At 63.0% G+C, this 21,457-nt stretch carries 20 protein-coding genes and 2 tRNA genes; 7 read left to right on the forward strand and 15 right to left on the reverse strand.

Annotated features, from left to right (window positions below; all coding sequences use genetic code 11):
• Positions 1 to 54 precede the first annotated feature (54 nt).
• Positions 55 to 1,263: a deoxyguanosinetriphosphate triphosphohydrolase gene (locus tag R3D65_RS00935; protein WP_371273353.1), complete on the reverse strand. Its 1,209-nt coding sequence runs from the start codon at positions 1,261 to 1,263 to the stop codon at positions 55 to 57.
• Positions 1,264 to 1,376: 113 nt separating this feature from the next.
• On the opposite strand from R3D65_RS00935, the gene R3D65_RS00940 reads away from it, so the two are divergent.
• The gene (locus R3D65_RS00940; RefSeq protein ID WP_371273354.1) at positions 1,377 to 1,727 is read left to right on the forward strand and encodes a HesB/IscA family protein; all 351 of its coding nucleotides are present in this window, start codon (positions 1,377 to 1,379) and stop codon (positions 1,725 to 1,727) included.
• A gap of 80 nt (positions 1,728 to 1,807) precedes the next feature.
• On the opposite strand, the gene R3D65_RS00945 is transcribed toward R3D65_RS00940, so the two are convergent.
• Entirely contained in the window at positions 1,808 to 3,181 is a 1,374-nt protein-coding gene (locus R3D65_RS00945; protein ID WP_371273355.1) for a uracil-xanthine permease family protein, read from the reverse strand.
• Positions 3,182 to 3,315: 134 nt separating this feature from the next.
• On the opposite strand from R3D65_RS00945, the gene xth reads away from it, so the two are divergent.
• Positions 3,316 to 4,098 carry an exodeoxyribonuclease III gene (xth, locus tag R3D65_RS00950; RefSeq protein WP_371273356.1) on the forward strand — a complete coding sequence of 261 codons (783 nt, stop codon included), beginning with the start codon at positions 3,316 to 3,318 and terminating at the stop codon, positions 4,096 to 4,098.
• 31 nt (positions 4,099 to 4,129) lie between these two features.
• Positions 4,130 to 4,501: a hypothetical protein gene (locus R3D65_RS00955; RefSeq protein WP_371273357.1), complete on the forward strand. Its 372-nt coding sequence runs from the start codon at positions 4,130 to 4,132 to the stop codon at positions 4,499 to 4,501.
• A gap of 90 nt (positions 4,502 to 4,591) precedes the next feature.
• Here the strand turns inward: R3D65_RS00955 and R3D65_RS00960 are convergent, their stop codons facing one another.
• Entirely contained in the window at positions 4,592 to 5,398 is an 807-nt protein-coding gene (locus R3D65_RS00960) for a tetratricopeptide repeat protein (RefSeq protein ID WP_371273358.1), read from the reverse strand.
• A 371-nt stretch (positions 5,399 to 5,769) separates the two neighbouring features.
• Here R3D65_RS00960 and ppk2 point away from each other — a divergent pair, with 371 nt between their 5' ends.
• Positions 5,770 to 6,798, forward strand: a complete 1,029-nt coding sequence (ppk2, locus tag R3D65_RS00965) for a polyphosphate kinase 2 (RefSeq protein WP_371273359.1) — start codon at positions 5,770 to 5,772, stop codon at positions 6,796 to 6,798.
• A 108-nt stretch (positions 6,799 to 6,906) separates the two neighbouring features.
• Here ppk2 and R3D65_RS00970 read toward each other — a convergent pair whose 3' ends face one another.
• The 7 genes from R3D65_RS00970 to R3D65_RS01000 form a co-directional block, all read right to left on the reverse strand.
• Positions 6,907 to 9,750: a valine--tRNA ligase gene (locus R3D65_RS00970; protein ID WP_371273360.1), complete on the reverse strand. Its 2,844-nt coding sequence runs from the start codon at positions 9,748 to 9,750 to the stop codon at positions 6,907 to 6,909.
• Positions 9,751 to 9,855: 105 nt separating this feature from the next.
• Positions 9,856 to 10,236: a phospholipid-binding protein gene (locus tag R3D65_RS00975; protein WP_371273361.1), complete on the reverse strand. Its 381-nt coding sequence runs from the start codon at positions 10,234 to 10,236 to the stop codon at positions 9,856 to 9,858.
• A gap of 157 nt (positions 10,237 to 10,393) precedes the next feature.
• A complete protein-coding gene (locus tag R3D65_RS00980) occupies positions 10,394 to 11,170 on the reverse strand; it encodes a DUF2497 domain-containing protein (protein ID WP_371273362.1) in 777 nt (258 codons plus the stop codon).
• A gap of 209 nt (positions 11,171 to 11,379) precedes the next feature.
• Positions 11,380 to 12,714, reverse strand: a complete 1,335-nt coding sequence (locus R3D65_RS00985) for a TolC family outer membrane protein (protein ID WP_371274332.1) — start codon at positions 12,712 to 12,714, stop codon at positions 11,380 to 11,382.
• A gap of 167 nt (positions 12,715 to 12,881) precedes the next feature.
• Positions 12,882 to 13,538 carry a protein-L-isoaspartate O-methyltransferase gene (locus R3D65_RS00990; protein ID WP_371273363.1) on the reverse strand — a complete coding sequence of 219 codons (657 nt, stop codon included), beginning with the start codon at positions 13,536 to 13,538 and terminating at the stop codon, positions 12,882 to 12,884.
• Positions 13,539 to 13,700: 162 nt separating this feature from the next.
• Positions 13,701 to 13,774, reverse strand: a tRNA-Cys gene (locus R3D65_RS00995).
• Positions 13,775 to 14,006: 232 nt separating this feature from the next.
• A complete protein-coding gene (locus R3D65_RS01000) occupies positions 14,007 to 14,300 on the reverse strand; it encodes a hypothetical protein (RefSeq protein ID WP_371273364.1) in 294 nt (97 codons plus the stop codon).
• 186 nt (positions 14,301 to 14,486) lie between these two features.
• Here R3D65_RS01000 and R3D65_RS01005 point away from each other — a divergent pair.
• A tRNA-Asn gene (locus tag R3D65_RS01005) sits at positions 14,487 to 14,561 on the forward strand.
• Positions 14,562 to 15,015: 454 nt separating this feature from the next.
• Positions 15,016 to 16,116: a hypothetical protein gene (locus R3D65_RS01010; RefSeq protein ID WP_371273365.1), complete on the forward strand. Its 1,101-nt coding sequence runs from the start codon at positions 15,016 to 15,018 to the stop codon at positions 16,114 to 16,116.
• Positions 16,117 to 16,258: 142 nt separating this feature from the next.
• Here R3D65_RS01010 and R3D65_RS01015 read toward each other — a convergent pair whose 3' ends face one another.
• The 5 genes from R3D65_RS01015 to R3D65_RS01035 form a co-directional block, all read right to left on the reverse strand.
• Positions 16,259 to 16,792 (reverse strand): flavin reductase family protein, encoded by a 534-nt coding sequence (locus R3D65_RS01015; RefSeq protein WP_371273366.1) that lies wholly within the window; start codon positions 16,790 to 16,792, stop codon positions 16,259 to 16,261.
• 7 nt (positions 16,793 to 16,799) lie between these two features.
• The gene (locus R3D65_RS01020; protein WP_371273367.1) at positions 16,800 to 17,333 is read right to left on the reverse strand and encodes a nuclear transport factor 2 family protein; all 534 of its coding nucleotides are present in this window, start codon (positions 17,331 to 17,333) and stop codon (positions 16,800 to 16,802) included.
• A gap of 35 nt (positions 17,334 to 17,368) precedes the next feature.
• Complete coding sequence (locus tag R3D65_RS01025; protein ID WP_371273368.1) at positions 17,369 to 18,265, reverse strand: SMP-30/gluconolactonase/LRE family protein; 897 nt, start codon at positions 18,263 to 18,265, stop codon at positions 17,369 to 17,371.
• Positions 18,266 to 18,334: 69 nt separating this feature from the next.
• Positions 18,335 to 19,561, reverse strand: coding sequence for an ABC transporter substrate-binding protein (locus tag R3D65_RS01030; protein ID WP_371273369.1), 1,227 nt, complete (start codon positions 19,559 to 19,561; stop codon positions 18,335 to 18,337).
• Positions 19,562 to 19,627: 66 nt separating this feature from the next.
• Positions 19,628 to 20,386 (reverse strand): SDR family NAD(P)-dependent oxidoreductase, encoded by a 759-nt coding sequence (locus R3D65_RS01035; protein ID WP_371273370.1) that lies wholly within the window; start codon positions 20,384 to 20,386, stop codon positions 19,628 to 19,630.
• 281 nt (positions 20,387 to 20,667) lie between these two features.
• On the opposite strand from R3D65_RS01035, the gene R3D65_RS01040 reads away from it, so the two are divergent.
• A complete protein-coding gene (locus R3D65_RS01040; protein WP_371273371.1) occupies positions 20,668 to 21,447 on the forward strand; it encodes an IclR family transcriptional regulator in 780 nt (259 codons plus the stop codon).
• Positions 21,448 to 21,457: the final 10 nt, after the last annotated feature.

Raw genomic sequence — 21,457 nt, forward strand, 5'->3', positions numbered from 1 at the left:
CTGTCCACTGGAAAAGAGACTGCCGGACTCCGGCCCGGAGCGGCCGCGTTCCGCCTATCCCATCTCCACCTTGCGGTCAAACAGGCGGTGGTATTCCTTCAGCGCATAGGTGTCGGTCATGCCGGACAGGAAATCGGCGACATGGCGGGCGCGCGCCGTTTCACCGGCAGGCATCTCGGCGGCCCAATGGCCAGCCATGGCATCCGGGTCGGCCATGTAGCAGTCGAAGAGTTCACGCACGACACGATCCGCTTCCACACGCCAGCGGACCACGTCGGGATGGCGGTACATCCGCCGGAACAGAAAGCGCTTGAGCGCCCGGTCGGTCTCCTGCATGGCATCGGAAAAGCCGGCGATGGTGATGCCGGCGGCGCGAACATCATCGGCATTTCGCGGCTGCACCCCGGCCAGCCGGCCAAGCGCGGTGGCGATCACATCCTCCACCATGGCCGTGATCTGGCGCCGCATGAATTCATGCCCGGTGCGCACCGGGTCCAGACCGGGCCATGCCGCGCGCACCGTGGCCAGCGTCTCGGCCACGAAAGGCACCTCCGCTTCCAGCTCCTCCAGCGTGAACAGGCCGGCCCGCGTGCCGTCGTCGATATCGTGCGTGTTGTAGGCGATGTCGTCGGCAATGGCCGCGGCCTGCGCCTCAAGAGAGGCGTGCTGGGCGAGACCGAGCGGAAACCGGGCATCGAAATCGAGGATATCCCGCGGCACCGGCCCGTCCAGTCCGTTGCCATCGGCATCGGTCAGCGGACCGTTGTGCTTGACGAGGCCTTCCAGCGTTTCCCAGGAGAGGTTCAGCCCGTCGAACTGCGCATAGCGCCGTTCCAGCCGGGTGACGATGCGCAGCGACTGGGCGTTGTGGTCGAAACCGCCGAAGCCGGCCATCTTTTCGTTGAGCGCATCTTCGCCGGTATGGCCGAACGGCGTGTGGCCGAAATCATGCACCAGCGCGACGGCCTCGGCGAGATCCTCGTCCACCTTCAGCGAACGCGCGATGGCGCGGGCGATCTGGGAGACCTCGATGGTATGGGTCAGGCGGGTGCGGAAATGATCGCCCTCATGGGCCACGAACACCTGCGTCTTGTGCTTGAGACGCCTGAAGGCGTTGGAGTGGATGATCCGGTCGCGGTCGCGCTGGAAGGGTGTGCGGGTGCGGCTTTCGGGTTCGGGAATCAGCCTGCCGCGCGTCCTCGCCGGGTCGCAGGCCCAGGCCGCGCGTTCGCGATAGCCGAATCCGATGTCGCCAAGGGTCATGCCTGTCCCGTCCGTTTCCGTGACCGTAGCGCTGCCCGCCTGTGATGCCGCGGTTGACGGGTTCGCAGCGGCTACTTACCTATGGCAGAGGTTCGAATGCAAGGCTGGACACGATGGGTCACGACGCTGCAAGCACGATGAAGGGTGTTGAAGTTACCGATGCGGCCGCGCGCCGCATCCTCAAGGTGCTGGAAAGGGAGCCCGGCAAGATCGGGCTTAGGATCGCGGTCGAAGGCGGCGGCTGTTCCGGCTTCTCCTACACGATCGACCTGACCGACGCACAGAACGAGGACGACGTCGTCTTCGAGAAGGCTGGCGCCAGGGTTTTCATCGACGAGCTTTCGCTGGTCTACATGGGCGGATCGAAAGTTGATTTCATCGATGAACTGATGGGGCAGGCCTTCCGGATCGAGAACCCGAACGCGGTGGCAAGCTGCGGCTGCGGCACCAGCTTCTCGGTCTGAGCGCCAATACCGTCGAAAATGCGAAAGGCCGCGACGGAATGACCGCCGCGGCCTTTTGCCTGCCCGCAAGAGCGGACAGGTCAGTCCAGTTCCTCGGGCAGCGCAAGGTTCAGCACGATCGCGATCAGCGCCGCGGGCAGCAGGCCGGAGGTCAGCAGGATCTTCAGCGTGGCCGGCAGATGCTGGAGGGCATCCGGTTCCAGTTGCAGGCCAAGGCCAACCGAGAGCGCGACGGCGAAGATCACCATGTTGCGGCGGTTCCAGTTGACCTCCGACAGCATGTTGATGCCGGCGGCAGCCACCATGCCGAACATGACGATCACGCCGCCACCGAGCACGTGAATCGGTACCGTGGAGACGATGGCGCCCACTTTCGGCACGAAACCGCAGATGATCAGGAAGATGGCGCCGAAGGTGACGACATGACGGCTCATGACGCCGGTAATCGAGATCAGGCCGACATTCTGCGAGAACGAGGTGTTCGGCAGGCCGCCGAATATGCCGGCCACGGCCGTTCCCAGACCATCGGCAAAGGTGGCACCGGAGATTTCGTTGTCGGTCGCCTCACGGCCTGCGCCGCCCTTGGTTATGCCCGACACGTCGCCGACTGTCTCGATGGCCGAGACAACGGCCATGAAACACATGCCGATGATGATGGCGGAGTTGAACTCGATGCCCCACTGGAACGGCACGGGCAGCGCGAATGCGGCGGCGCGGCCGACATTGTCAAAGCTGACCTGCCCCATCACCAGGGCCACGACATAGCCGGCGATCAGGCCGAGCAGCACGGCGGCGATGGACATGAAGCCCTTGGTGAAGAACTTGATGGCCAGCGTGACAACAACCACGACCAGCGCCGGCCCCCAGAATGCCAGGGTGCCGTAGGCCGGCTTGCCGATCAGCGGCACACCGCCGGCGGCATACTGGATGCCTACGCGCACCAGGGCCAGGCCGATCATCAGCACGATGAGGCCGGTGACCAGCGGTGGCAAGGCAAAGCGGATGCGCCCGATGACGAAGCCGAGGCAGAAATGGAACATGCCGCCGATGACCACGCCGGTCATCAGGCCGGCAAGGCCGGCCACGCCCTGTCCGGCGACGGCGGGAATCATGATCGGCAGAAACGCGAAGCTGGTGCCCTGCACGATGGGCAGGCGGGCGCCGACCGGCCCCATGCCGATGGTCTGGAACAGCGTCGCCACGCCGGCAAACAGCATCGACATCTGGATCATGTAGATCAGGTTCGGGAAATCGGGCGAATTCGACCCGAAGCCGAAGCCGGCTGCCCCGGCCACGATGATCGCCGGCGTTACGTTTGAGGCGAACATGGCCAGGACATGCTGGATGCCCAGGGGCACGGCCTGCGCGATGGGCGGCGTATAGTCCGGATCGCGCAATCTTGCCTTCATGTCGTCGGATACGGCCGCTCCCGGCATTGAAGCTGCGTCGCTCATTGAATTGACCCCTCTGTTGTTGTTAAGTGCGCCCGGTCCCCACCGGCCGTCATCTCACGACAAGATCATGCAGAGCGGCTAATGGAACCATCCATTTTTTCTTGAAACACTTGCTTTGCGCAGGGTCAGCACCCATGAAGATCGCCACCTGGAACATCAACGGCGTGAAGGCGCGCATCGACAATCTGCTTACCTGGCTGAAGGACAGTTCGCCCGACATCGCCTGCCTGCAGGAAATCAAGTCGGTCGACGAGACCTTTCCACGCCTCGAAATCGAGGCGCTCGGCTCTCACGTCGAAACCCATGGCCAGAAGGGTTTCAATGGCGTGGCGCTGCTATCCAGAACCTCGCCGGACGAGGTAACGCGCGGCCTGCCCGGAGACGACAGCGACGAACAGGCGCGTTTCATCGAAGGCGTCTGGTCGACGCCGTCCGGCGTGCTGCGGGTCGCCTCGCTCTATCTTCCCAATGGCAATCCGGTGGACACGGACAAGTTTTCCTACAAACTGGCCTGGATGGCGCGGCTTGAAGCCCATGCGCGCAGCCGGCTGGCGCTGGAGGAACCCTATGTGCTCGCGGGCGACTATAACGTGATCCCCGAACCGGAGGATTGCCATGATCCGCAGGCCTGGGAGGGCGATGCGCTGTTCAGGCCCGAGAGCCGGCAGGCTTTCCGGCGGCTGGAGAATTTGGGGTTCACCGATGCCATCCGCGCCGTCAGCGACGCGCCGGGGCTCTACACGTTCTGGGACTATCAGGGCGGAGCCTGGCAGAAGAACAACGGCATCCGCATCGATCACCTGATGCTTTCGCCGGAGGCTGCCGGCCGGCTGGAATCAGCGGATATCGAAAAGCATGTGCGCAGTTGGGAAAAGCCGTCCGATCACGTGCCCGCGGTGGTTCACCTGGCGCTGTGATGCAAGGTCGCGCCTGGGCGGCGGCCATGCTATGCTGCCCGGCATGGTGAAAGGACCGATCGCCAGCGCATGCCTGACCCTGCTCGCGAGCATCAGCACCGCGGCCGCCGATGCGAATTGCATGTGCCGGGCAAACGGGACCGAATACCCGCTGAACTCGGAGGTCTGCATCCTTTCCGGCGGTACGCCCTTTCTCGCTCGCTGCGTGATGGTGCTCAACAACACGTCGTGGCAGCGGCTCGGCGATTGCACCCAGGCAGGCGCGCCAGGCAACGGCACATCCTCCAGGGCCACAACAGCGGCGGCGCAATCGCAGCAGATGCCCGCGCTGTCACCGCCACCCGATGCGCTGTGCGAACCGGCGCGCTGGTCCGGCAAGGGCACGCCCCGGCCGAATTCCTGAACAAGGCGGCAGCCAAGCGAACGGGACGCGCCACCCTCAGCGAAACATGTTCCGGCTATACTTTTTTTGAAAAACAGATAGTTACACGAATTACTTGTAGCCATCCCTGAGGAACTGCTCGGCCAGTACCATCGCGGTGCGCCGGTCGCTCTCGGCGGCCAGTCCGAAAGCTTCTTCCTGCCGCACGCGGATCCAGGCCTGGTCTACCGGGCGGGCGCGTTCCAGGGCCGCAGTCAGCATGGCGAGACCGCGAACCATCTTGCCGTCCTGCACCAGCAGGTCACCCAGCAATGCCTCGGCCCGGTAGTGCCCCTTGCGCGCCGACAGCCGCAGCCAGCGCGCCGCCTGCTTCCGATTGGTGCGCCCGCCGTCGCCTTCCAGAAGCATCTTGCCCATTTCATATTGGGCGTCGGGATTGCCGAACATGGAGGCTGCCTGAAGATAAAGATCGCGGGCCAGGCGCGGGTCCGGGCGGATCGGCGATTTCGGGATGCCCCGGCGCACATAGCCGGCAAGCGCGACCAGCGCGTCGGATACATAGCTCTCGTTGGGGCTGCCCGGTTCCGCGCCCATCTGCACGATGTTGCGGAAAATCTTGAAGGCCTCGTAATCGTTGCGGCTGACGCCGTCGCCATCGGCATACATGCGGGCCAGCTTCCATTGGGCGCCGGCATGGCCCTTGTCGGCGGCATAGCGATAGGCCTCAATCGCTTCCTTCTTGTCGCCGCTGCGATAGGCATCGAAGCCAAAGCGGAACGCCGCCCACGGGTCTTTGCTCTTCTGCCCCGCACCGGGATCGAAGGCGGCTGCCTGCGTCACCGGGAGAACAAGCGCGAACGCCAGACCCAGAAGTCCGCTCGCCACCCGTCCGCTCAAACTGGTTTCTGTGCGCTGCACGTTCCGGCCCTGTTTTTCTTCTTGCCCGCAGCGCCAGTCTGTCTGCCGCCGCTCGCCCGGGACCCGCGATGGCGGGACGCCTTTTTCGATTGATCCCGGCGTGCTCCCGGTTTGTGGCGGGACTTGGGCAATCGAAGGGTCGGCCCTTTCCTACACGATGGCTCGTTTATTATCTGTTGCCGATGGGCAACAAGAAGAACCCTCCTGCCCCTTGCGGGGTGCTGGAAGCCCCGCGAACCGGGAATGCGCCTGCGGCCGTGAAACCGAAGCCGGATCAGAATTTATTTGGTGCGATTTGACACGTATCAAGGACAGCGATAGCAGAAAAATCGACCATAAGTAGTATTTAAGCAATGGCAGGAGGGACCAGCATGATGGAAGATACGAACGGATCGGCGCCGGCGGATGCCTCGCCAAGCACCATCGCCAATGACGGCAATGCCGAGGCAGCCGCCCAGGATGCAGCCGTAGTGGCCGAACAGGCGCCCGTCGCGTCCACCGCGCCAACTGCTGCCCAGATGCGCCACGATCCCCAGGCGATCGCCAAGCTGTTCGAGCAGGGCGTCTATCCCTACAAGTCCAAGATGAAGCGCGCTGCCTATGAAAAGGAAAAGGCGGCACTCCAGGTGGAATTGCTGAAGGCGCAGCGCTGGATCGAGGAAACCGGGCAGAAGGTGGTCATGCTGTTCGAGGGGCGCGATGCGGCCGGCAAGGGCGGCACGATCAAGCGCTTCATGGAGCATCTCAATCCGCGCGCGGCAACCGTGGTGGCGCTGCCGAAGCCGACGGAACGCGAGAAGACGCAGTGGTTTTTCCAGCGCTATATCCAGCACCTTCCGGGAGCCGGCGAAATGGTGCTGTTCGACCGATCCTGGTACAATCGCGCAGGCGTCGAGCGGGTGATGGGCTTCTGCACGCCGAGCGAATATCTCGAATTCATGCGCGAGGCGCCGGAAGTGGAAAAGATGCTCGCACGTTCGGGCATCCGTCTCTACAAGTACTGGTTTTCGGTTACCCAGGAAGAGCAATACCGGCGCTTCAAGGCGCGCGAGACCGACCCGCTGAAACAGTGGAAGCTCTCACCGGTAGACAAGGCCTCGCTCGACAAGTGGGACGACTATACCGAGGCCAAGGAGGCGATGTTCTTCTATACCGATACCGCAGATGCCCCCTGGACCATCATCAAGTCCAATTGCAAGAAGCGGGCGCGGCTCAACACGATGCGCCACTTCCTTTATTCCCTGCCCTATCCCAACAAGAACCGCCATGTCGTGCATGCGCCCGATCCGCTGATCGTGGGCTCGACGCATCACGTGATCGGCCAGGACGACCATATTCTCGGCAAGATGCTGCATCCGGATCTGCGGAAAGCCAATGGCGCGGCGGCAAACGCCGGCTGAACGGTTCTGCTTTGAGAAAACGCAATGGCCGGGCGCACTGCGCCCGGCCATTTCCTGTCCAGCACGGCCATCATGCGGGGTGCCGGGCGGCTTGCGCCCGTCCCTCGCCTATCCGGCTTCGCGCAGGCGCTGAAGCGCCGTTTCCAGCCGCGCGGCGGTTTCCTTCGCCTCGGTCAGTTTTTCACGTTCGGCATCCACGACCTCCGGCTTGGCATTGGCAACGAATTTCTCGTTCGCCAGCTTCTTCTCGATGCGTGCGGCCTCGTCGGCGGCCTTGGCATGAGCCTTTTCCAGCCGGGCGGTCTCGGCCTTGAGGTCGATCAGGTCGCCGAGCGGGAGGCAAACGGTCGCCTCGCCGACAACGATCTGGGCGGCACCGCGCGGCGCCTCGTCGGCCGTGGCAATGCTCTCGATGCGCGCCAGCCGCCTGATGGCCGCGTCATGGCGCTCCAGCCGGGCCCGGGTCGCTGCATTGGCGCCGGTGATGACCAGCGGCGCCATCGCGCCGGCCGGCACGTTCATCTCGGCACGAACCGAGCGCACGCCCGATACCAGGTCGACCAGCCAGTTGATGTCGGCGGCCGCCTCGCCATCCTCGAAGGCGGGTTGCGGCCATGCGGCATGGCACAGCAATCCGTCGCGGGCGGCGGTGTGGTCCCACAACTCCTCCGTCATGAAGGGCATGAAGGGGTGGAGAAGCTTGTACGTCTCCTCCAGGACATGGGCTGCGCAGGCGCGCGCTTCCGCCTTGGCGGTCTCGTCCTCGCCGTTGAAGACGGGTTTCAGCAGTTCCAGGTACCAGTCGCAGACCTGGTTCCAGACGAAGCGGTAAACCGCGCCCGCCGCGTCGTTGAACCGGTAGGCTTCAATCGCCTGGGTGACGGTGCGCGACGTGCGGGTCAGTTCGGAGAGGATCCAGCGGTTCACCGGGTCGGCTGCCGTTTCGGGCGCGAAACCGGGATCGCGGCTGACGCCGTTCATCTCGGCGAAGCGGGTCGCGTTCCACAGCTTGGTGCCGAAATTGCGGTAGCCGGCGATGCGGGCCGGATCCAGCTTCACGTCGCGGCCCTGGGCCGCCATGATCGCCAGCGTGAACCGCAGCGCGTCGGCGCCATAGTCGTCGATCAGTTCCAGCGGATCGATGACGTTTCCCTTCGACTTCGACATCTTGGCGCCGTTCTTGTCGCGAACCAGCGCATGGACATAGACCGTGTGGAACGGCTCCTCGTCCATGAAATGCAGACCCATCATCATCATCCGGGCGACCCAGAAGAAGATGATGTCGAAACCGGTGACCAGCACGTCCGTCTGGTAGTATTTCTTCAGTTCGGGCGTCTTGTCGGGCCAGCCGAGCGTGGAGAACGGCCAAAGGGCGGACGAGAACCACGTGTCGAGCACGTCCTCGTCGCGTTCCAGGATCTCGCCCGGACGGAAGTTCTCCAGCTTCTCCTCGACCCAGGCCTTCCACGGCCCTTCATGCGAGATATAGTGCTGAATGGCCGCTTCGAGCGCCGTTTCCTCGTCCTTTTCCACGAAAACCTGGCCGTCCGGGCCGTACCAGGCCGGGATCTGGTGTCCCCACCAGAGCTGGCGGGAAATGCACCAGGGCTGGATGTTCTCCATCCAGTCGAAATAGGTCTTCTCCCAGTTCTTCGGCACGAAGTTCGTGCGCCCTTCCCGCACGGCGGCGATGGCCGGCCTGGCGAGTTCGGCCGCGTTCACATACCATTGGTCGGTCAGGTAGGGCTCGATCGGCACACCGCCACGGTCGCCATGGGGGACCATGTGGACATGCGGCTCGACGGCTGCCAGCAGACCCAGTTCGTCCATCTTGGCGACCACGAGCCTGCGCGCCTCGAAACGGTCCTTTCCGTCAAGATCCTCCAGCGTCTGGAGCAGCTTGCCTTCCTGCCGCAAGCCTTCCAGAAACGCATCATTCTCCTTGAGCGTGATCCGGCCATCAATGGTCATGATGTTGATGGCCGGCAGGTCGTGACGCTTGCCGACGTCGAAATCGTTGAAATCGTGGGCCGGCGTCATCTTCACCGCTCCGGTGCCCGCTTCCGGGTCCGGATATTCGTCGGCCACGATGGGGATGCGCCGTCCGACCAGCGGCAGGATGACGTGCTTGCCGACCAGATCGCGGTAACGCGGATCGTCGGGATGGACCGCCACGCCGGTGTCGCCGAGCATGGTCTCGGGCCGCGTTGTGGCGACAACGAGATAGTCGCGCGTCTCGTAGCCGGCGGGCTCGCCGTCGGAGGGCTTCCACGCGATGCGGTTGCCTTCCTCGTCGAGATTGTAGGGGTGCTCGTATGTCAGGCCATCAGCCAGCGGATAACGGAAATGCCAAAGGTTGCCTTTGGTCTCGATCTGCTCGACCTCAAGGTCAGAGATCGCCGTCAGCAGCCTGGGATCCCAGTTGACAAGGCGCTTGTCCTTGTAAATCAGCCCTTCCTTGTAAAGCGTGACAAAGACTTCAAGAACGGCTTTCGAGAGGCCTTCATCCATGGTGAAGCGCTCGCGCGCCCAGTCGCAGGAAGCGCCCAGCCTCTTGAGCTGGTTGAAGATCATGCCGCCGGACTCGTCCTTCCACTGCCAGACGCGCTCGACAAAGGCTTCGCGCCCCAGGTCGCGGCGGTGCGGCTCCTGGCGCTCGGCCAGTTGACGTTCCACCACCATTTGCGTGGCAATGCCCGCATGGTCCATGCCCGGCTGCCAGAGCACGTCCTTGCCCCGCATGCGCTCGAAACGGACAAGGATATCCTGCAGCGTATTGTTCAACGCATGACCCATGTGCAGCGATCCGGTGACATTGGGCGGCGGGATCACGATACAGAAGGTCTCCGCGCCCGGTTCGGCGCCGGTGCCGGCGCGGAACGCATCGGCCTCATCCCATTTCTTCGCGATCCGGGGCTCGATGGCCGCCGCGTCATAGGTCTTGTCAAGCATGAATAACCTGCTGGAGCATCGGATAAAGATGATGGCTGGTAAATCCGAACGCCCGCGCCAAGTCAACCGCACGCCGGTGGCAATCAGCCGCGCGTCGCGGTCGAATCAAGGGAAGCGGCGGCTGGCCTTTGCCGTCGCGAGCGTCTTGCCGCCGGAATCGAGTGCCTCGACCGAAAACCGGTAGGTATGCGGGCTCGGCGGACACGGACCCTTGTAGCGGAAAGCGCCATAGGGCAGCGTCGCGCTGCTTCCGCCGCTCCATTTCACCGTGCCGCCGCCATGGGGATAATCGGGCTTGTCCAGGTCGACCATGCGAAAGCGCAACCTTGCGGTGCCTTTCGGAACCGCCGACAACTTCATCGGCGGCGATTTCGCGTCAAAGCATTTCTTCGTCGGACCCCAGGAAAAACTCAGGCCCATGGCCGAGGCCGGCAAGGCGAAGGTCACGCCAGCCATCACCATTGCCATGAAAAGGGTTCGCACCATGTCGTCTTTCCTCCGCTTGTTCATCCCGGGCGGAAGGATCCCCCGCCATGGACGGCTTGGCAAGCGGCAGGGATGCGACATTTTTCCCGATCGGCGGGCACGATCAAACCCTAAAAGGCGGCCGTACCGGAACGCCCGGTCAGGCCGCCGGTTGCCGTCAGCCGCGCGCGATGCGCTCTATTTCCTCGCGAACCAGCCGTTCGACGAGAACCGGAAGATTGTTGTCCAGCCAGTCCTGCAACATGGGACGCAGCATTTCCTGCGCCATCTCGTCGAAGCTTTTCTGGCGCGAGGCCATGAAGGCTTCCTTCAGTTCATCGAAAGAGCCAGCGACCTGGCGGCCGGCATCCGGTGACATGAGCGCGGCCCGCGCGCCATTCAGCGCGACGGTCTCCGACCGGCCGGTCGTGACATGCTCATCCGGAAATTCCGGGGCAGCCTGTTGCGGCTGCACCGGCCCGGCCTGCGCCGTCGCCTCGGCATGAAACGCCGCCGGCTCACCGGTTGTCGATGCAGCCATTTCGTCATCGCCTTCCAGCGCCGGCGTCATGTCGGTGCCGGGTTCCACATCCTGCGCGGTGGCATCGAAGGACGAATCCGGGTCTTCTTCCTCCCGGTCCTCGCGCGCCAACCTGCGCTGGACTTCGGCCAGCGTGATGGCGGCCGATGCCATGCCCGGTCCGGCGACCTGGGTCTCGGCCTCATCGTCCGGCTCGTTGCCCATATCGGCGATGGCGTCGCGAAAGGCCGAGATGTCGGCTTCACGCCGCACCTGAACCGGCTCGCTGGCCGCGGCTTCGGCTGGCTTCTGGGGCGCAACGGCTGCCGGTGGCGCATCGTCGCGCGTGTGTTCGGTTTCCTCAATGATCTTGCGAATGGAGGCGAGTATTTCCTCCATCGAGGGTTCGCGTTGCGCGCCGCCTGCCTGTGCCATCGCCTGTCTGCCGCCTTTGACCTGCTGCCTGTCTGCCGAAACCGCGTCCCGGCGTCGAATCATTCATCAAGCGTAGACGAGGTTCCGGCAAATGAGAATCCCCGCTTCCGATCCCCTGCAACTTGCCAACAGCTTTTCGCAGACAGCGGCGCCAAAGAAAAAAGCCGCCCGGCGGCGGCTTTTCGTCGTGGTTGCTGGTCTTTCCCGTCTCAACGGCCGTCAGGCGTGCGCAGGCCGTACCACTTGTCCTTGACCGCCTCGTAGTGCTCTTCGGGCTTGTACTCGACAACCTGAAGGTTGAGCTTGGGCACCGAAAGGTCGCCGGTCGACGACAGGATGGCATAGCTGGCAACGACAAGATCGCGCTCGGCCTGAAGCAGGGTGAGCTGCGCGGTGATCACGTCGGCCTGTGCGTTCAACACGTCCAATGTGGTGCGCTGACCGACATTGCGCTCTTCAATCACGCCGTTCAGGGCAAGACGGGCCGCACTCACGAGGTCCTTGTTGGCGACAAGCGCCGTCTTGGCCGCCATGTACTGGTGCCAGGCCGCCGTCGCGTTCTGCCGGAGCTGGTCGCGCACGACATCGATATTGATCTGCGCCTGCCCGAGCTGCTCCTTGGACTGGCGAACCGTCGCGGAGGCACGGCCACCCTGATAGATCGGCACGCGGACGGTCAGACCCACGCTGCCGGAATCGTATTCCTGGTAATTGTGGGTGTTTGGCGCCGTGATCTGGTTACGGTAGTTGCGGCTCAGATTGGCTTCGGCCGACACCTGCGGCAGAAATGCCCCTTCATTGGTCTTGACCACATAGGCTGCGGCATCCGCCAGATACTTGTTCGCCTGGATGGCCGGGTGATTTGCCTCGGCGCGCGCCAGAACGCTGTCGAGCGACGGCGGCAAGAGCCGGTCGAGCGGGGAAGCCGGGCTGAGCTTGCCGGGCTCGTTGCCGATGATCTGGCGATAGGTCGCCTCGCTCGCACGGGCCTGGGCCTGGGCGGCGGAAAGCTGGGCACGGGCCGCCGACCGGCTGGCCTCGGCCTGCGCGACATCGGTTCGTGTTCCCTCGCCGACGTCGAAACGCGAGCGGGCCGCGCGGACCTGCTCTTCCAGGAATTCGAGGTTGCGCTGGCGCAGAACGGCGATCTGACGGTCGCGGATGACGTCCATATAGGCCGAAGCAGCATCAAAAAAGACGTTCTGACCGGAATTGCGAAGGTTCTCGCGCGCGGCGAGGACACGGGCCTTTGCGGCCTTCACCGAGTTGCGCGTCTGGAAACCGTCGAAAAGCGCCTGCGAAATCGAGATGCCGAAGCTGCCGGTCGAGAGCCTGGCGCCGCCATTCAGGCCGCTATAGCTGTAATTGATGGAGCCGACGCCATTGATGACGGGACGGTAGCCCGACTTGGCGATCGCCACGCCCTCATCCTGGATCCGGACACCCGCACGGTCCGAATTGAGCTGCGAATTGTTGGCATAGGCTTTCTGCAACGCGCCTATGATGGTTTCGGCAGATACGGAACCCGCCGGCCACGCAATCATCGGCATGACAGCGACAATCGCCTTCAGTGTGATGGACAAACGCGCCACAACTTCACCTTTCAGTACTTTGGTCGGTGCTTCTCTCTCATTCCCGGTCCCGGCCCCCACCGGGTCAAGAGCGCTGCCCGCGCTCCGCCTTCAAATGCAAGCGCATTTGTACAGTGAAGTCAAAACTGAAATTGAACCTTCGGCTCAAAACCCGGCAACAGGCGGACAGAACAGTTGAAGGCCCTGCGCCCTGAAACCACGTTGCCATCCCTGACGTATATGCTTGCAACGCCTGCGTTCCCCACACCTTCTACAGCAACGAGACGCCCGCCGTCACGCAATTGGTCCTTGAGCGCCTGCGGCACTTCGTCCACCGCGCCGTCGATCAGGATGACGTCGTAGGGCGCTTCCTGCGCACATCCATCGCGCAGCGGACGGTTGAGAACGACGACATTGTCATAACCAAGTTCGGACAACGCATCGGTTGCCCTGGCCGCCAGATCCTCATCGGCCTCGATGGCGATAACCGAGGAGGCCAGCCGGGACAGGATCGCAGCCGAATAGCCCGTCGTGCAGCCGACATCGAGAACGACATCGTCCGGCTTGATCGCTGCAAGCTGCACCAGCTTGCCCAGCGGCGAAGGCTCCATCAGGTAGCGGCCGGCTGCGACCTCGATGTCCTCGTCGATATAGGCGAGGTCACGCTTGCGCGCCGGCACGAAAGCCTCCCGCGGGACGGACAGGAATGCTTCGAGCACGTCCAGCGCGGATATGCTTGTCGTGCGAAGCTGGCTGTCCACCATATGGCGGCGAAGGAGCGAGAAATCCGAAGTCATGTTACCTGCCCATCTGCGTTCCGGCACTTGACCGGCCGGCTTCCTGCTTCACCGTCCCTGCCCGCCAGCGGATGGGGTTTCCGGTGTGCAGACGGGGCACCACGGGACAAATCAGCCCGACATTCCGGCACTTGTGAAAGTCCGGAACAATAAAAAGCGCGCTGGAGGCCTCGCCCGGAATCGAACCGGGGTGCAAGGATTTGCAGTCCTCTGCGTAACCACTCCGCCACGAGGCCGCCACACGTCTCGCCCGCAAGTGCGGGCACCGCTTTTTCGCTGCGCCCCGGCAACGCCCTTGCGACAGCGCGAACCGAATAGACCGTTGGGCGGGGACCCGCAAGAGGGAAATCGCGTTCAACAGCCGACCGATGCGGATTATCCCAAATTGCTGCCGCACTGTTGCAAAGGACAGACACTTCGCACGCGCACGGCATCTGCGCGGAGCCGGCGCCTGGCAATTCGGTCGATTCAGCGGGTTTGGCCGCGCCCGTTGCCGCCGCCATTGCCGTTGCGCCGCCCCCATTTCACCGCGGCTCGCCGCCGCCAGCGCCGGATGGAGGGCGAATCATGGCTCAACACCAGAAGCCCGAGCGGAATCATCCAGAATCCGAGAACGGGCAAAAAGCCGAGGAAACCGAAGGCCACCAAGGCGAAGCCGAGGGACCGGCGGACAATCACCGAACGCGGCAGGTGATAGGCCCGGCCGAACAGATGCATGCGCGGCCGGGCCGGTTTTCTTTCGCTTTCCATCAGCAGCCGCATTCGCCTTTCCCATGTTTCCAGCCTGCGCGTCCGGCGAAGGGTTCGCGCGGGCAACTGGCCGGTCTGCAGACGATGTAGGTGCCCTCCCGGTCGGCTCAAACGGTTTTCAACATTTTTTTGATTTTGCGCCTTGGCAAAACCGAATCCGGTTTGCTATAGGCAGCGCACTCCAACGCGAGCAGGCCTTCCCCGGTAGCTCAGTGGTAGAGCAACCGGCTGTTAACCGGTTGGTCGCTGGTTCGAATCCGGCCCGGGGAGCCAACCTTTTCAAAAAGTTAGCTAGAAGTTTCAAGGCATGCGAAAGCGGCCCAAAGCCAAGTGGCGTCATCTTGGCAATGCAGTCTGCAACGCGCCTGGCGAAACGGAAAAGCCCGACGCAATGGCCGATCGATCCTGATGGGGACATGGCCGGCAATATCGCGCCGGGTGAGCGTTACACGAACATTCGCCAGCCGGTTTATCCACACCGCCTCGACTGCATAGTCGTTTCATGCCCTGGAAGCGCACGTGGCCCGACAAGCCGCATGATTCCGTCTTTTCCCGCCATTGCGTGGACATTGGCCGCAGATTCCGGCTCCACGACGGCAAGCGGTGGAGACGGCATGAATTTAAGCAAATTTGAATGTATGCAAACGATATTTACACCGCAAGCGGGGCTGCGTTAGAGATCAGACCGGTATGAATGGGGCAGGCAAGACGCGGATCGGTGGGGCGCATGCATTTGAGAAAACACTATGGTCGGGTTGCCAAAGCTGCGCTCGCCGGTTCAGTTCTTTATGCATCGCCGGCGGCGGCGCAGTCGGTTCTGGAACGCGTATTGAGCCAGATTGACGGCGTGAGCAAGGCGGTTCCCGTCAACGGCGTCTATGCGAACATTGCTGAATCAATTGGACAACCTGGCCTCGTTTCTGTGACCGAAAGCGTTCCGGCAACATTCGAGAATGCACCGGATGATACAACGATATGGTACGTCAGGGATTTTCCTGACAGTCCGGATATCAATATTATATTGACCAGATCAGATATTGGCAAAACATACTCTGCTAGCAGTGGGCTATACTCAACAGAACTGACCGCACTTGGAATTGAAGAAATTTCAATCGGTTTGGATGGATCTATAACAATAAAAGACGATGACAGCAATTCTGTTGCGACTTTGATAGATGTGTCAAGATATTCTCCGCCTTATAAAGCGTATGAGTTAAATACCATTGGCGGCATAACAAGAACATTAGGAGCCGATGCCGTAGCTTATGATTTGGGTCCGGAAGTGGTTTTATTGCCGGAGAGTTACATAGACCTATGCTGCTCATCTGAATTCAAGGTATATGTCGACCAAACGCGTCTCGTGGAAGGGCCTTACTACTCGTCCTTGATCGACGGCAGCATCACCAACACGATCTCAGGCGTGACGGCTGCCACCGAGCAAGCCACTACCGACGCAATAGCGGGGATCGAATACACCCTGCCCACACTCAATTTCGGCAACATCGCCACCACGGCGCTGGGCGCGGTGAACACCGGCGAGATCACGCTGGGCGTGAACTCAGTGGTCGACGAGGCGGCGACAGTGAAAACCCGCGCCGTTCGGTCAACGCTTGGCGTTGTCGGTGGTTCTGCCGATACAGGCGCGCTCGTCCTCAACGTCGCCAGCAACAGTTCGGCCGTCCAGGGCAGCGTGGACAATATGCTGATCGCCGTGAACGGGTCGTTCGGCAACATCGCCACCACGGCGCTGGGCGCGGTGAATACCGGCACGATCACCAGCGGCGTGAACGCCGCCGTGGCCGGGATTACCGGGCTGGCCGGCCAATAGACCGGCGCTGCCTTTTCCGTTGCCGCGCAATCCGGCGGAATGACACGCCGGCAGGGCAAAAGGATAGAGGACCGGTCCCTGGCGGAAGCCGCCGGTGTCCCTTCCGCTGCGCAAGGGCGGCTGCCACACCAGAGCCAGCCTTTCAAATCATGGGGGCCAGGCGGCGGAACAATCCGTCGCGATGAAGCAGCGCGCTTTCATCAAGAACAGTCGTTGCCACGACCCGGCCCAGAAGCAGGTTGTGGGAGGCATGGGAGATGAACCGTTCCAGCCGGCAATCGAAACTGGCGACAGTGCCCTCCAGCACCGGTGAACCGGTCTCCAGCATGGTCCACCTGCCCTTTGCGAAGCGCGCACGGGCAGAAAGCTTGGCTGTGGAGAAAAGGCGGGCGATTCCATGCTGGCTCTCGGACAGGAAATTGACCGCGAATGCGCCGCTGGCCATCATCGCCGGCAGCGCCGGTTCATGCTCGTTGACGCAGACCAGAAGCGTTGGCGGCGCCAGCGCGACAGGGCAGACCGACGTCGCGGTCAGGCCGTTGCGGGCGCTGCCGCTGGAGGCTGTGACCACGGCCACCGACGCCGCCACCTGGCGAATGGCCGCCTTGAACCCGGCCTCGGACACGGCATCGGCAGCCGGCGAGCCGTCGGTCCCGGGTATGGCGCTGGTCTTCATGGCGACCTCATGGAAGGCCGGCAGCACGGCGCAAGGCATAGATCGGATCGGACGGCGCCGTGGCGCCAATCGGCAGGCGCGGCCCGAACCGCTCGGTTTCGCTTTCTTCGGGCGGGGTCTGTTCCTCCACCCAGTCATAGACGACGGTGCGGTCGGCAACACGCCATTCGCCGTTGCGCTTCTCCATGCGGTCGCAATAGCGCCCGGCCAGAAGGTATTGGCGGATCGTTCCCTCGCGGTCGGGGCCACGTTGCAGGGCGTTGAAGTAGCTCTCGACGATGGCGACATCCGGGCCGGCGAACTCGATGAGGATGTTGGCAACCTGGTGCACGTTGCGCGGTCCGGCCTGAAACACCTTCAGCGCATGGGCGATGAAGCCTTCCGCTGACCCGTCATAGGCGCCATGGCAATCATGGGCATCGGGCCAGTAGGCGCCGCGCAGCGCCGCTTCGTCGGCACGGTCGATACCGCGGCAATAGCGAAAGATGCAATCGCGGATGGCCTCGCGGTCCATGAGTTCGGTGAGTCTGTCCTGATCCATGGAAGGCAAACCTTTCTTCGAGGGGAACGGATCCTTCAGCCGCCGCTTCCGGGCGGGGCCGGGTTGAAGGGCGTCTCGGGAATTCCCGTGGCGCCAAGCCCTTCGATGGCATGAAGGCATCCGCCTTTCGGGTGTCTGGAGATGGCGCGGCCGGAACCGGAATCCATGATCGAGGTGACATAGAGCGTGGCCATGTCCGGTCCGCCAAATGCCAGGCTCGACGGCAGGTCCGTGGGCGCGTCCAGCAGGCGGTCCAGTTCGCCATCGGGCGTGAAGCGGGCGATCTTGCCCACCTGGATCAGGCAGGTCCAGAGGCAGCCTTCGCTGTCCACCGTGGCACCATCGGGGCCCGAGCCCCAAAGTGCGGTATCGACAAAGACGCGCGGCGCGCCGATATCCGCGTCGGCGGGGCCATAGGGCCAGGCGCGGATGACCCGTTCCAGGCTGTCGGCAAAATACATGATCCGCCCGTCCGGGCTGAAGCTCAGCGCATTGGAAATACGGATGCCCGTTGCGAAGACGCGTGTCCTGCCTGCACCATCGAGGCGCCAGAGGCTGCCCAGCGGATCGGCATGCACGCCCATCGAGCCGCACAGAAAGCGGCCCTGCCGGTCGGTCTTGCCGTCGTTGAACCGGATGGCCGGATCGGCCGGTTCAGGGCGGAAGAGCGGCGTGAAGTCCCCTGTCGCCCTGTCCATCAGCCAGATGCCGTCGGCAAGGCCGCAGACAAGGCCGTTGCCTTCGGCCAACGCGACAGACCCGATCATGGACGGGGTCCGCCACCGATGCATTTCCCCGCTTGCCGGATCGAGGCAGCGGATCAGCCGCGACACCCCGTCGACCCAGTAGAGCCGGCCCGACCTGTGGTCCCAGACCGGGCTTTCGCCCAGCATGTCGGGCGTATCGCAAACGATGCGGATCTCGGGCGTCATGGTGGAGCCTTCAGGACAGGAAAACGGACGGCGGAGAGCCGGAGCCCTCCGCCGCAGCCTTGGGAGGCCTTACTGCTTGAGCAGCGGACAGGCGCTGTTTTCCGGCGAGCGCCAGACCTGCTCGGGATCGAGCGTCGCGATGACGTTATAGTAGTCGTACGGTCCCTTGGATTCTTCCGGCGACTTGACCTCGACGGAAAGCGACGGACGCATGACCTGGCCATCGGCACGGATCGAGACATTGTCGAACTGGAAGTCGTTGATGGGCGTTTCGCGCATCTTCGACATGACCGCCGTGCCCTCGTCGGTTCCTGCCGCCTTGACCGATTTCAGGTAGTGCGTCACGGCGCTGTAGGTCGTCATCTGGGCTTCGTTGGGGAAGCGGTCGTCAAACGCCTCGCGATAGCGCTTGGCGAATTCGCGCGTGCCTTCGTTCAGATCCCAGTAGGTCGGCGTGGTGAAGCGTACGCCTTGCAGGGCCTGGAGGCCGATGGAATGGGCATTGTTGATGAACATGCCCAGCGGCGCGAGGTTCTGGCCGCTCTGGGTGATGCCGAACTCTGCCGCCTGCTTGATGGCATTGCCGAGGTCGTTGCCGGCATTGGCAAGGGCTATGACATCGGCGCCGCTGGCCTGGGCCTGCAGCAGGTAGGACGAGAAATCGTTGGAATTGAGCGGATGCAGCACGGACCCCACGACTTCGCCGCCGCCAGCCTCGATGAAGCCGGTGGAATCCTCCTGCCAGACCTTGCCGAAGGTGTAATCCACCGTAATGAAGTAGAAGGTCTTGTTGCCGGCCTGAAGCAGCGCGTTGGTGGTCGCCTTGGCCATCGCATAGGTGTCCTGCATCCACTGCGTGGTCATGGCGTTGCACTTGTCATTGGTGAAGAAACTGGCAGCCGAACCGGCCAGAAGGTAAGGCTTGTTCTTTTCCTTCATCATGTCGCTGATGGCCGCGGCGATCGAGGATGCCGAGCAGCCGACAATGGTGTCGACGCCCTCCTGGTCGATCCATTTCAGCGCGGCAGCCATGCCGATATCCGGCTTGTTCTGGTCGTCGGCGACGACGATCTCGATCTTCTTGCCGTCGATCTCGCCGCCGGCGTCGGCGACCGCGAGACGGGCAGCCACGACGGAGCCTGGTCCGCAATTGTCGGCATAGGGGCCGGACTGGTCATTCATGATGCCGATGCGGATGATATCGTCCGAAATCCCCTCGGCCGACACGGCGAAAGGGGTGAGAACGGTCGAAGCGGCCAGAAGGACCGCGGCGCCGATCTTGTGTGTGTTCTTCATGTCAATTCCTCCACTGGGTTTGTGTCTTCTCACTGCACGTAGAGACGGCGACCCTCCCGCGCGCCGTCAGGAAAAGGCGTAGGTGATGCCACCGTCGACAAAGAGCATGTCGCCGGTGATGAAGCCTGCCTCGTCGCTGGCCAGGAAGACGGCCGCATTGGCCACGTCTTCCGGCGTGCCGAGACGGCCGACCGGCATGCGCTGACGGCGCCGTTCCCAGGCCTCGTCGGTGACGACGCGATTGGCGCCTTCGGTCGGCGTCGGACCCGGCGCAATGGCGTTGACGCGAATGCCGCGCGGACCGAACTCCGCGGCCGCCGAGCGCGTCGAGGCCGCAACCGCCGCCTTGACGGCGGAATACATGATGCCGTTCTTCATCGCGAGCACGGCGGCCGGCGAAGCGATATTGACGATGGCGCCGCCACCGGCATCCGTCATGCCATCCATGACCGCCTGATAGCCCCAGATCACGCCCTTGAAACCGACATCGACCATGCGCCCGACCAGTTCCTCGGTCTGCTCCTCAAGCGGGCCATAGCGGTTGTACATCGCGTTGTTGACGAGGATCGTGACCGGACCGAAAGCCTCTTTCGCCGCGGCCACAGCCCTGAAGACATCATCACGGCTGGCGACATTGCCGGACAGGGCCACTGCCTCGCCGCCGGCATCACGAATGGCGGCGGCAGCCTGCCCTGCGACGTCCGCCTTGAGGTCGAGCACGGCCACACGCGCGCCCTCACGGCCAAAAGCCTCTGCGATGGCACGGCCGATGCCGCGACCGCCACCGGTGACGAGCGCGACCCGGCCCTGAAGGCGGCCGCTCATGTCCGCGCTCCCACAGAAGGAAACCGCACTCGCCGCGCCCTGCCGAAAAATATCACAGGTTGTATGCCAAACCGGATGTCCGAACGCCTGCATTGCATGGCGAGCCACCTCCCCTGACGGAAAATCCACCCGGCTTCCCGTCTCATTATTCCTGTTCGAAGCCTTGTTTCCGGCTTGACGGAAACAGCTTGTCACGGGCACCCGGGGGTGACCAGAACCATTTCATCCTTGCGGTCCAGTTTCACATTTCTGAAAATGGACCCGTCGAAGGGAGACCGACAATGCAGACGTCCCAGGTCAAATCCGCCACGCGTGCCATTGAAATTCTTGACTTTTTCAAGCGTATCAAGGAACCCTGCGGCATGTCCGACATCGCCCAGGCGCTGGGTTATCCGCAGTCGAGCACGACCGTCCTCCTGAAGACGCTGGTGAACCTCGGCTATCTGAATTTCGACCGTGTCGAGCGATTGTATTTTCCGACACCGAAGGTAACGGCGCTGGGCGACTGGATCCCGCGCGCATTGTTCGGCAGCACACGCGTGCTGGAAGCCATGCATGACGTGCATGCTGCAACCGGAGAGACAGTCTCGATCAACGCCCGCAACGACATCTATCTGCAATATGTGCAGATCATCCAGTCGATCCACGCCATGCGATTCCATGTCGATGAGGGAACGCTGCGCTTCCTCACCCATTCGGTGGTGGGCTGGGTGCTGCTCTCCACGCTGCCGGACGAGAAGATCGACAATATCGTACGGCGGACCAATATCGCCATCGAGAAACCGGCAGAGCGCGTCAAGACCGCCAGCATCATGGCGGAGGTCGAGCAGATCCGGGCGCAGGGTTACGGATATACCGAGAACATACCCTTTCTCGGCGGCGCGACGCTGTGCGTGCTGCTGCCGGTCACCATTCACAACCAGCCGGTCGCGCTCGGGCTCGGCGGCGTGGTGGACAGGGTGCGGGCAAACCGCGAACGCTATCTCGTCGCGCTGCAGCGGGCGGCGAAGTCGATCCAGCATTCCGATCCGTTCGACATGCCGATCGATATCGAAATCTGATTGCCGCCGG

The organism is Zhengella sp., from assembly GCF_041397485.1.
Classification (GTDB): Bacteria; Pseudomonadota; Alphaproteobacteria; order Rhizobiales; family Rhizobiaceae; genus Zhengella.

Coding starts and splice junctions, on each gene's coding strand:
- R3D65_RS01010 (WP_371273365.1), top strand. CDS start 15,016: ATGCATTTGAGAAAACACTATGGTCGGGTTGCCAAAGCTGCGCTCGCC.
- R3D65_RS00975 (WP_371273361.1), bottom strand. CDS start 10,236: ATGGTGCGAACCCTTTTCATGGCAATGGTGATGGCTGGCGTGACCTTC.
- xth (WP_371273356.1), top strand. CDS start 3,316: ATGAAGATCGCCACCTGGAACATCAACGGCGTGAAGGCGCGCATCGAC.
- R3D65_RS01025 (WP_371273368.1), bottom strand. CDS start 18,265: ATGACGCCCGAGATCCGCATCGTTTGCGATACGCCCGACATGCTGGGC.
- R3D65_RS00935 (WP_371273353.1), bottom strand. CDS start 1,263: ATGACCCTTGGCGACATCGGATTCGGCTATCGCGAACGCGCGGCCTGG.
- R3D65_RS01030 (WP_371273369.1), bottom strand. CDS start 19,561: ATGAAGAACACACACAAGATCGGCGCCGCGGTCCTTCTGGCCGCTTCG.
- R3D65_RS00945 (WP_371273355.1), bottom strand. CDS start 3,181: ATGAGCGACGCAGCTTCAATGCCGGGAGCGGCCGTATCCGACGACATG.
- R3D65_RS01035 (WP_371273370.1), bottom strand. CDS start 20,386: ATGAGCGGCCGCCTTCAGGGCCGGGTCGCGCTCGTCACCGGTGGCGGT.
- R3D65_RS00985 (WP_371274332.1), bottom strand. CDS start 12,714: ATGATTGCGTGGCCGGCGGGTTCCGTATCTGCCGAAACCATCATAGGC.
- R3D65_RS00940 (WP_371273354.1), top strand. CDS start 1,377: ATGGGTCACGACGCTGCAAGCACGATGAAGGGTGTTGAAGTTACCGAT.
- ppk2 (WP_371273359.1), top strand. CDS start 5,770: ATGATGGAAGATACGAACGGATCGGCGCCGGCGGATGCCTCGCCAAGC.
- R3D65_RS01000 (WP_371273364.1), bottom strand. CDS start 14,300: ATGCGGCTGCTGATGGAAAGCGAAAGAAAACCGGCCCGGCCGCGCATG.
- R3D65_RS01015 (WP_371273366.1), bottom strand. CDS start 16,792: ATGAAGACCAGCGCCATACCCGGGACCGACGGCTCGCCGGCTGCCGAT.
- R3D65_RS01020 (WP_371273367.1), bottom strand. CDS start 17,333: ATGGATCAGGACAGACTCACCGAACTCATGGACCGCGAGGCCATCCGC.
- R3D65_RS00990 (WP_371273363.1), bottom strand. CDS start 13,538: ATGACTTCGGATTTCTCGCTCCTTCGCCGCCATATGGTGGACAGCCAG.
- R3D65_RS00955 (WP_371273357.1), top strand. CDS start 4,130: ATGCTGCCCGGCATGGTGAAAGGACCGATCGCCAGCGCATGCCTGACC.
- R3D65_RS00970 (WP_371273360.1), bottom strand. CDS start 9,750: ATGCTTGACAAGACCTATGACGCGGCGGCCATCGAGCCCCGGATCGCG.
- R3D65_RS00980 (WP_371273362.1), bottom strand. CDS start 11,170: ATGGCACAGGCAGGCGGCGCGCAACGCGAACCCTCGATGGAGGAAATA.
- R3D65_RS01040 (WP_371273371.1), top strand. CDS start 20,668: ATGCAGACGTCCCAGGTCAAATCCGCCACGCGTGCCATTGAAATTCTT.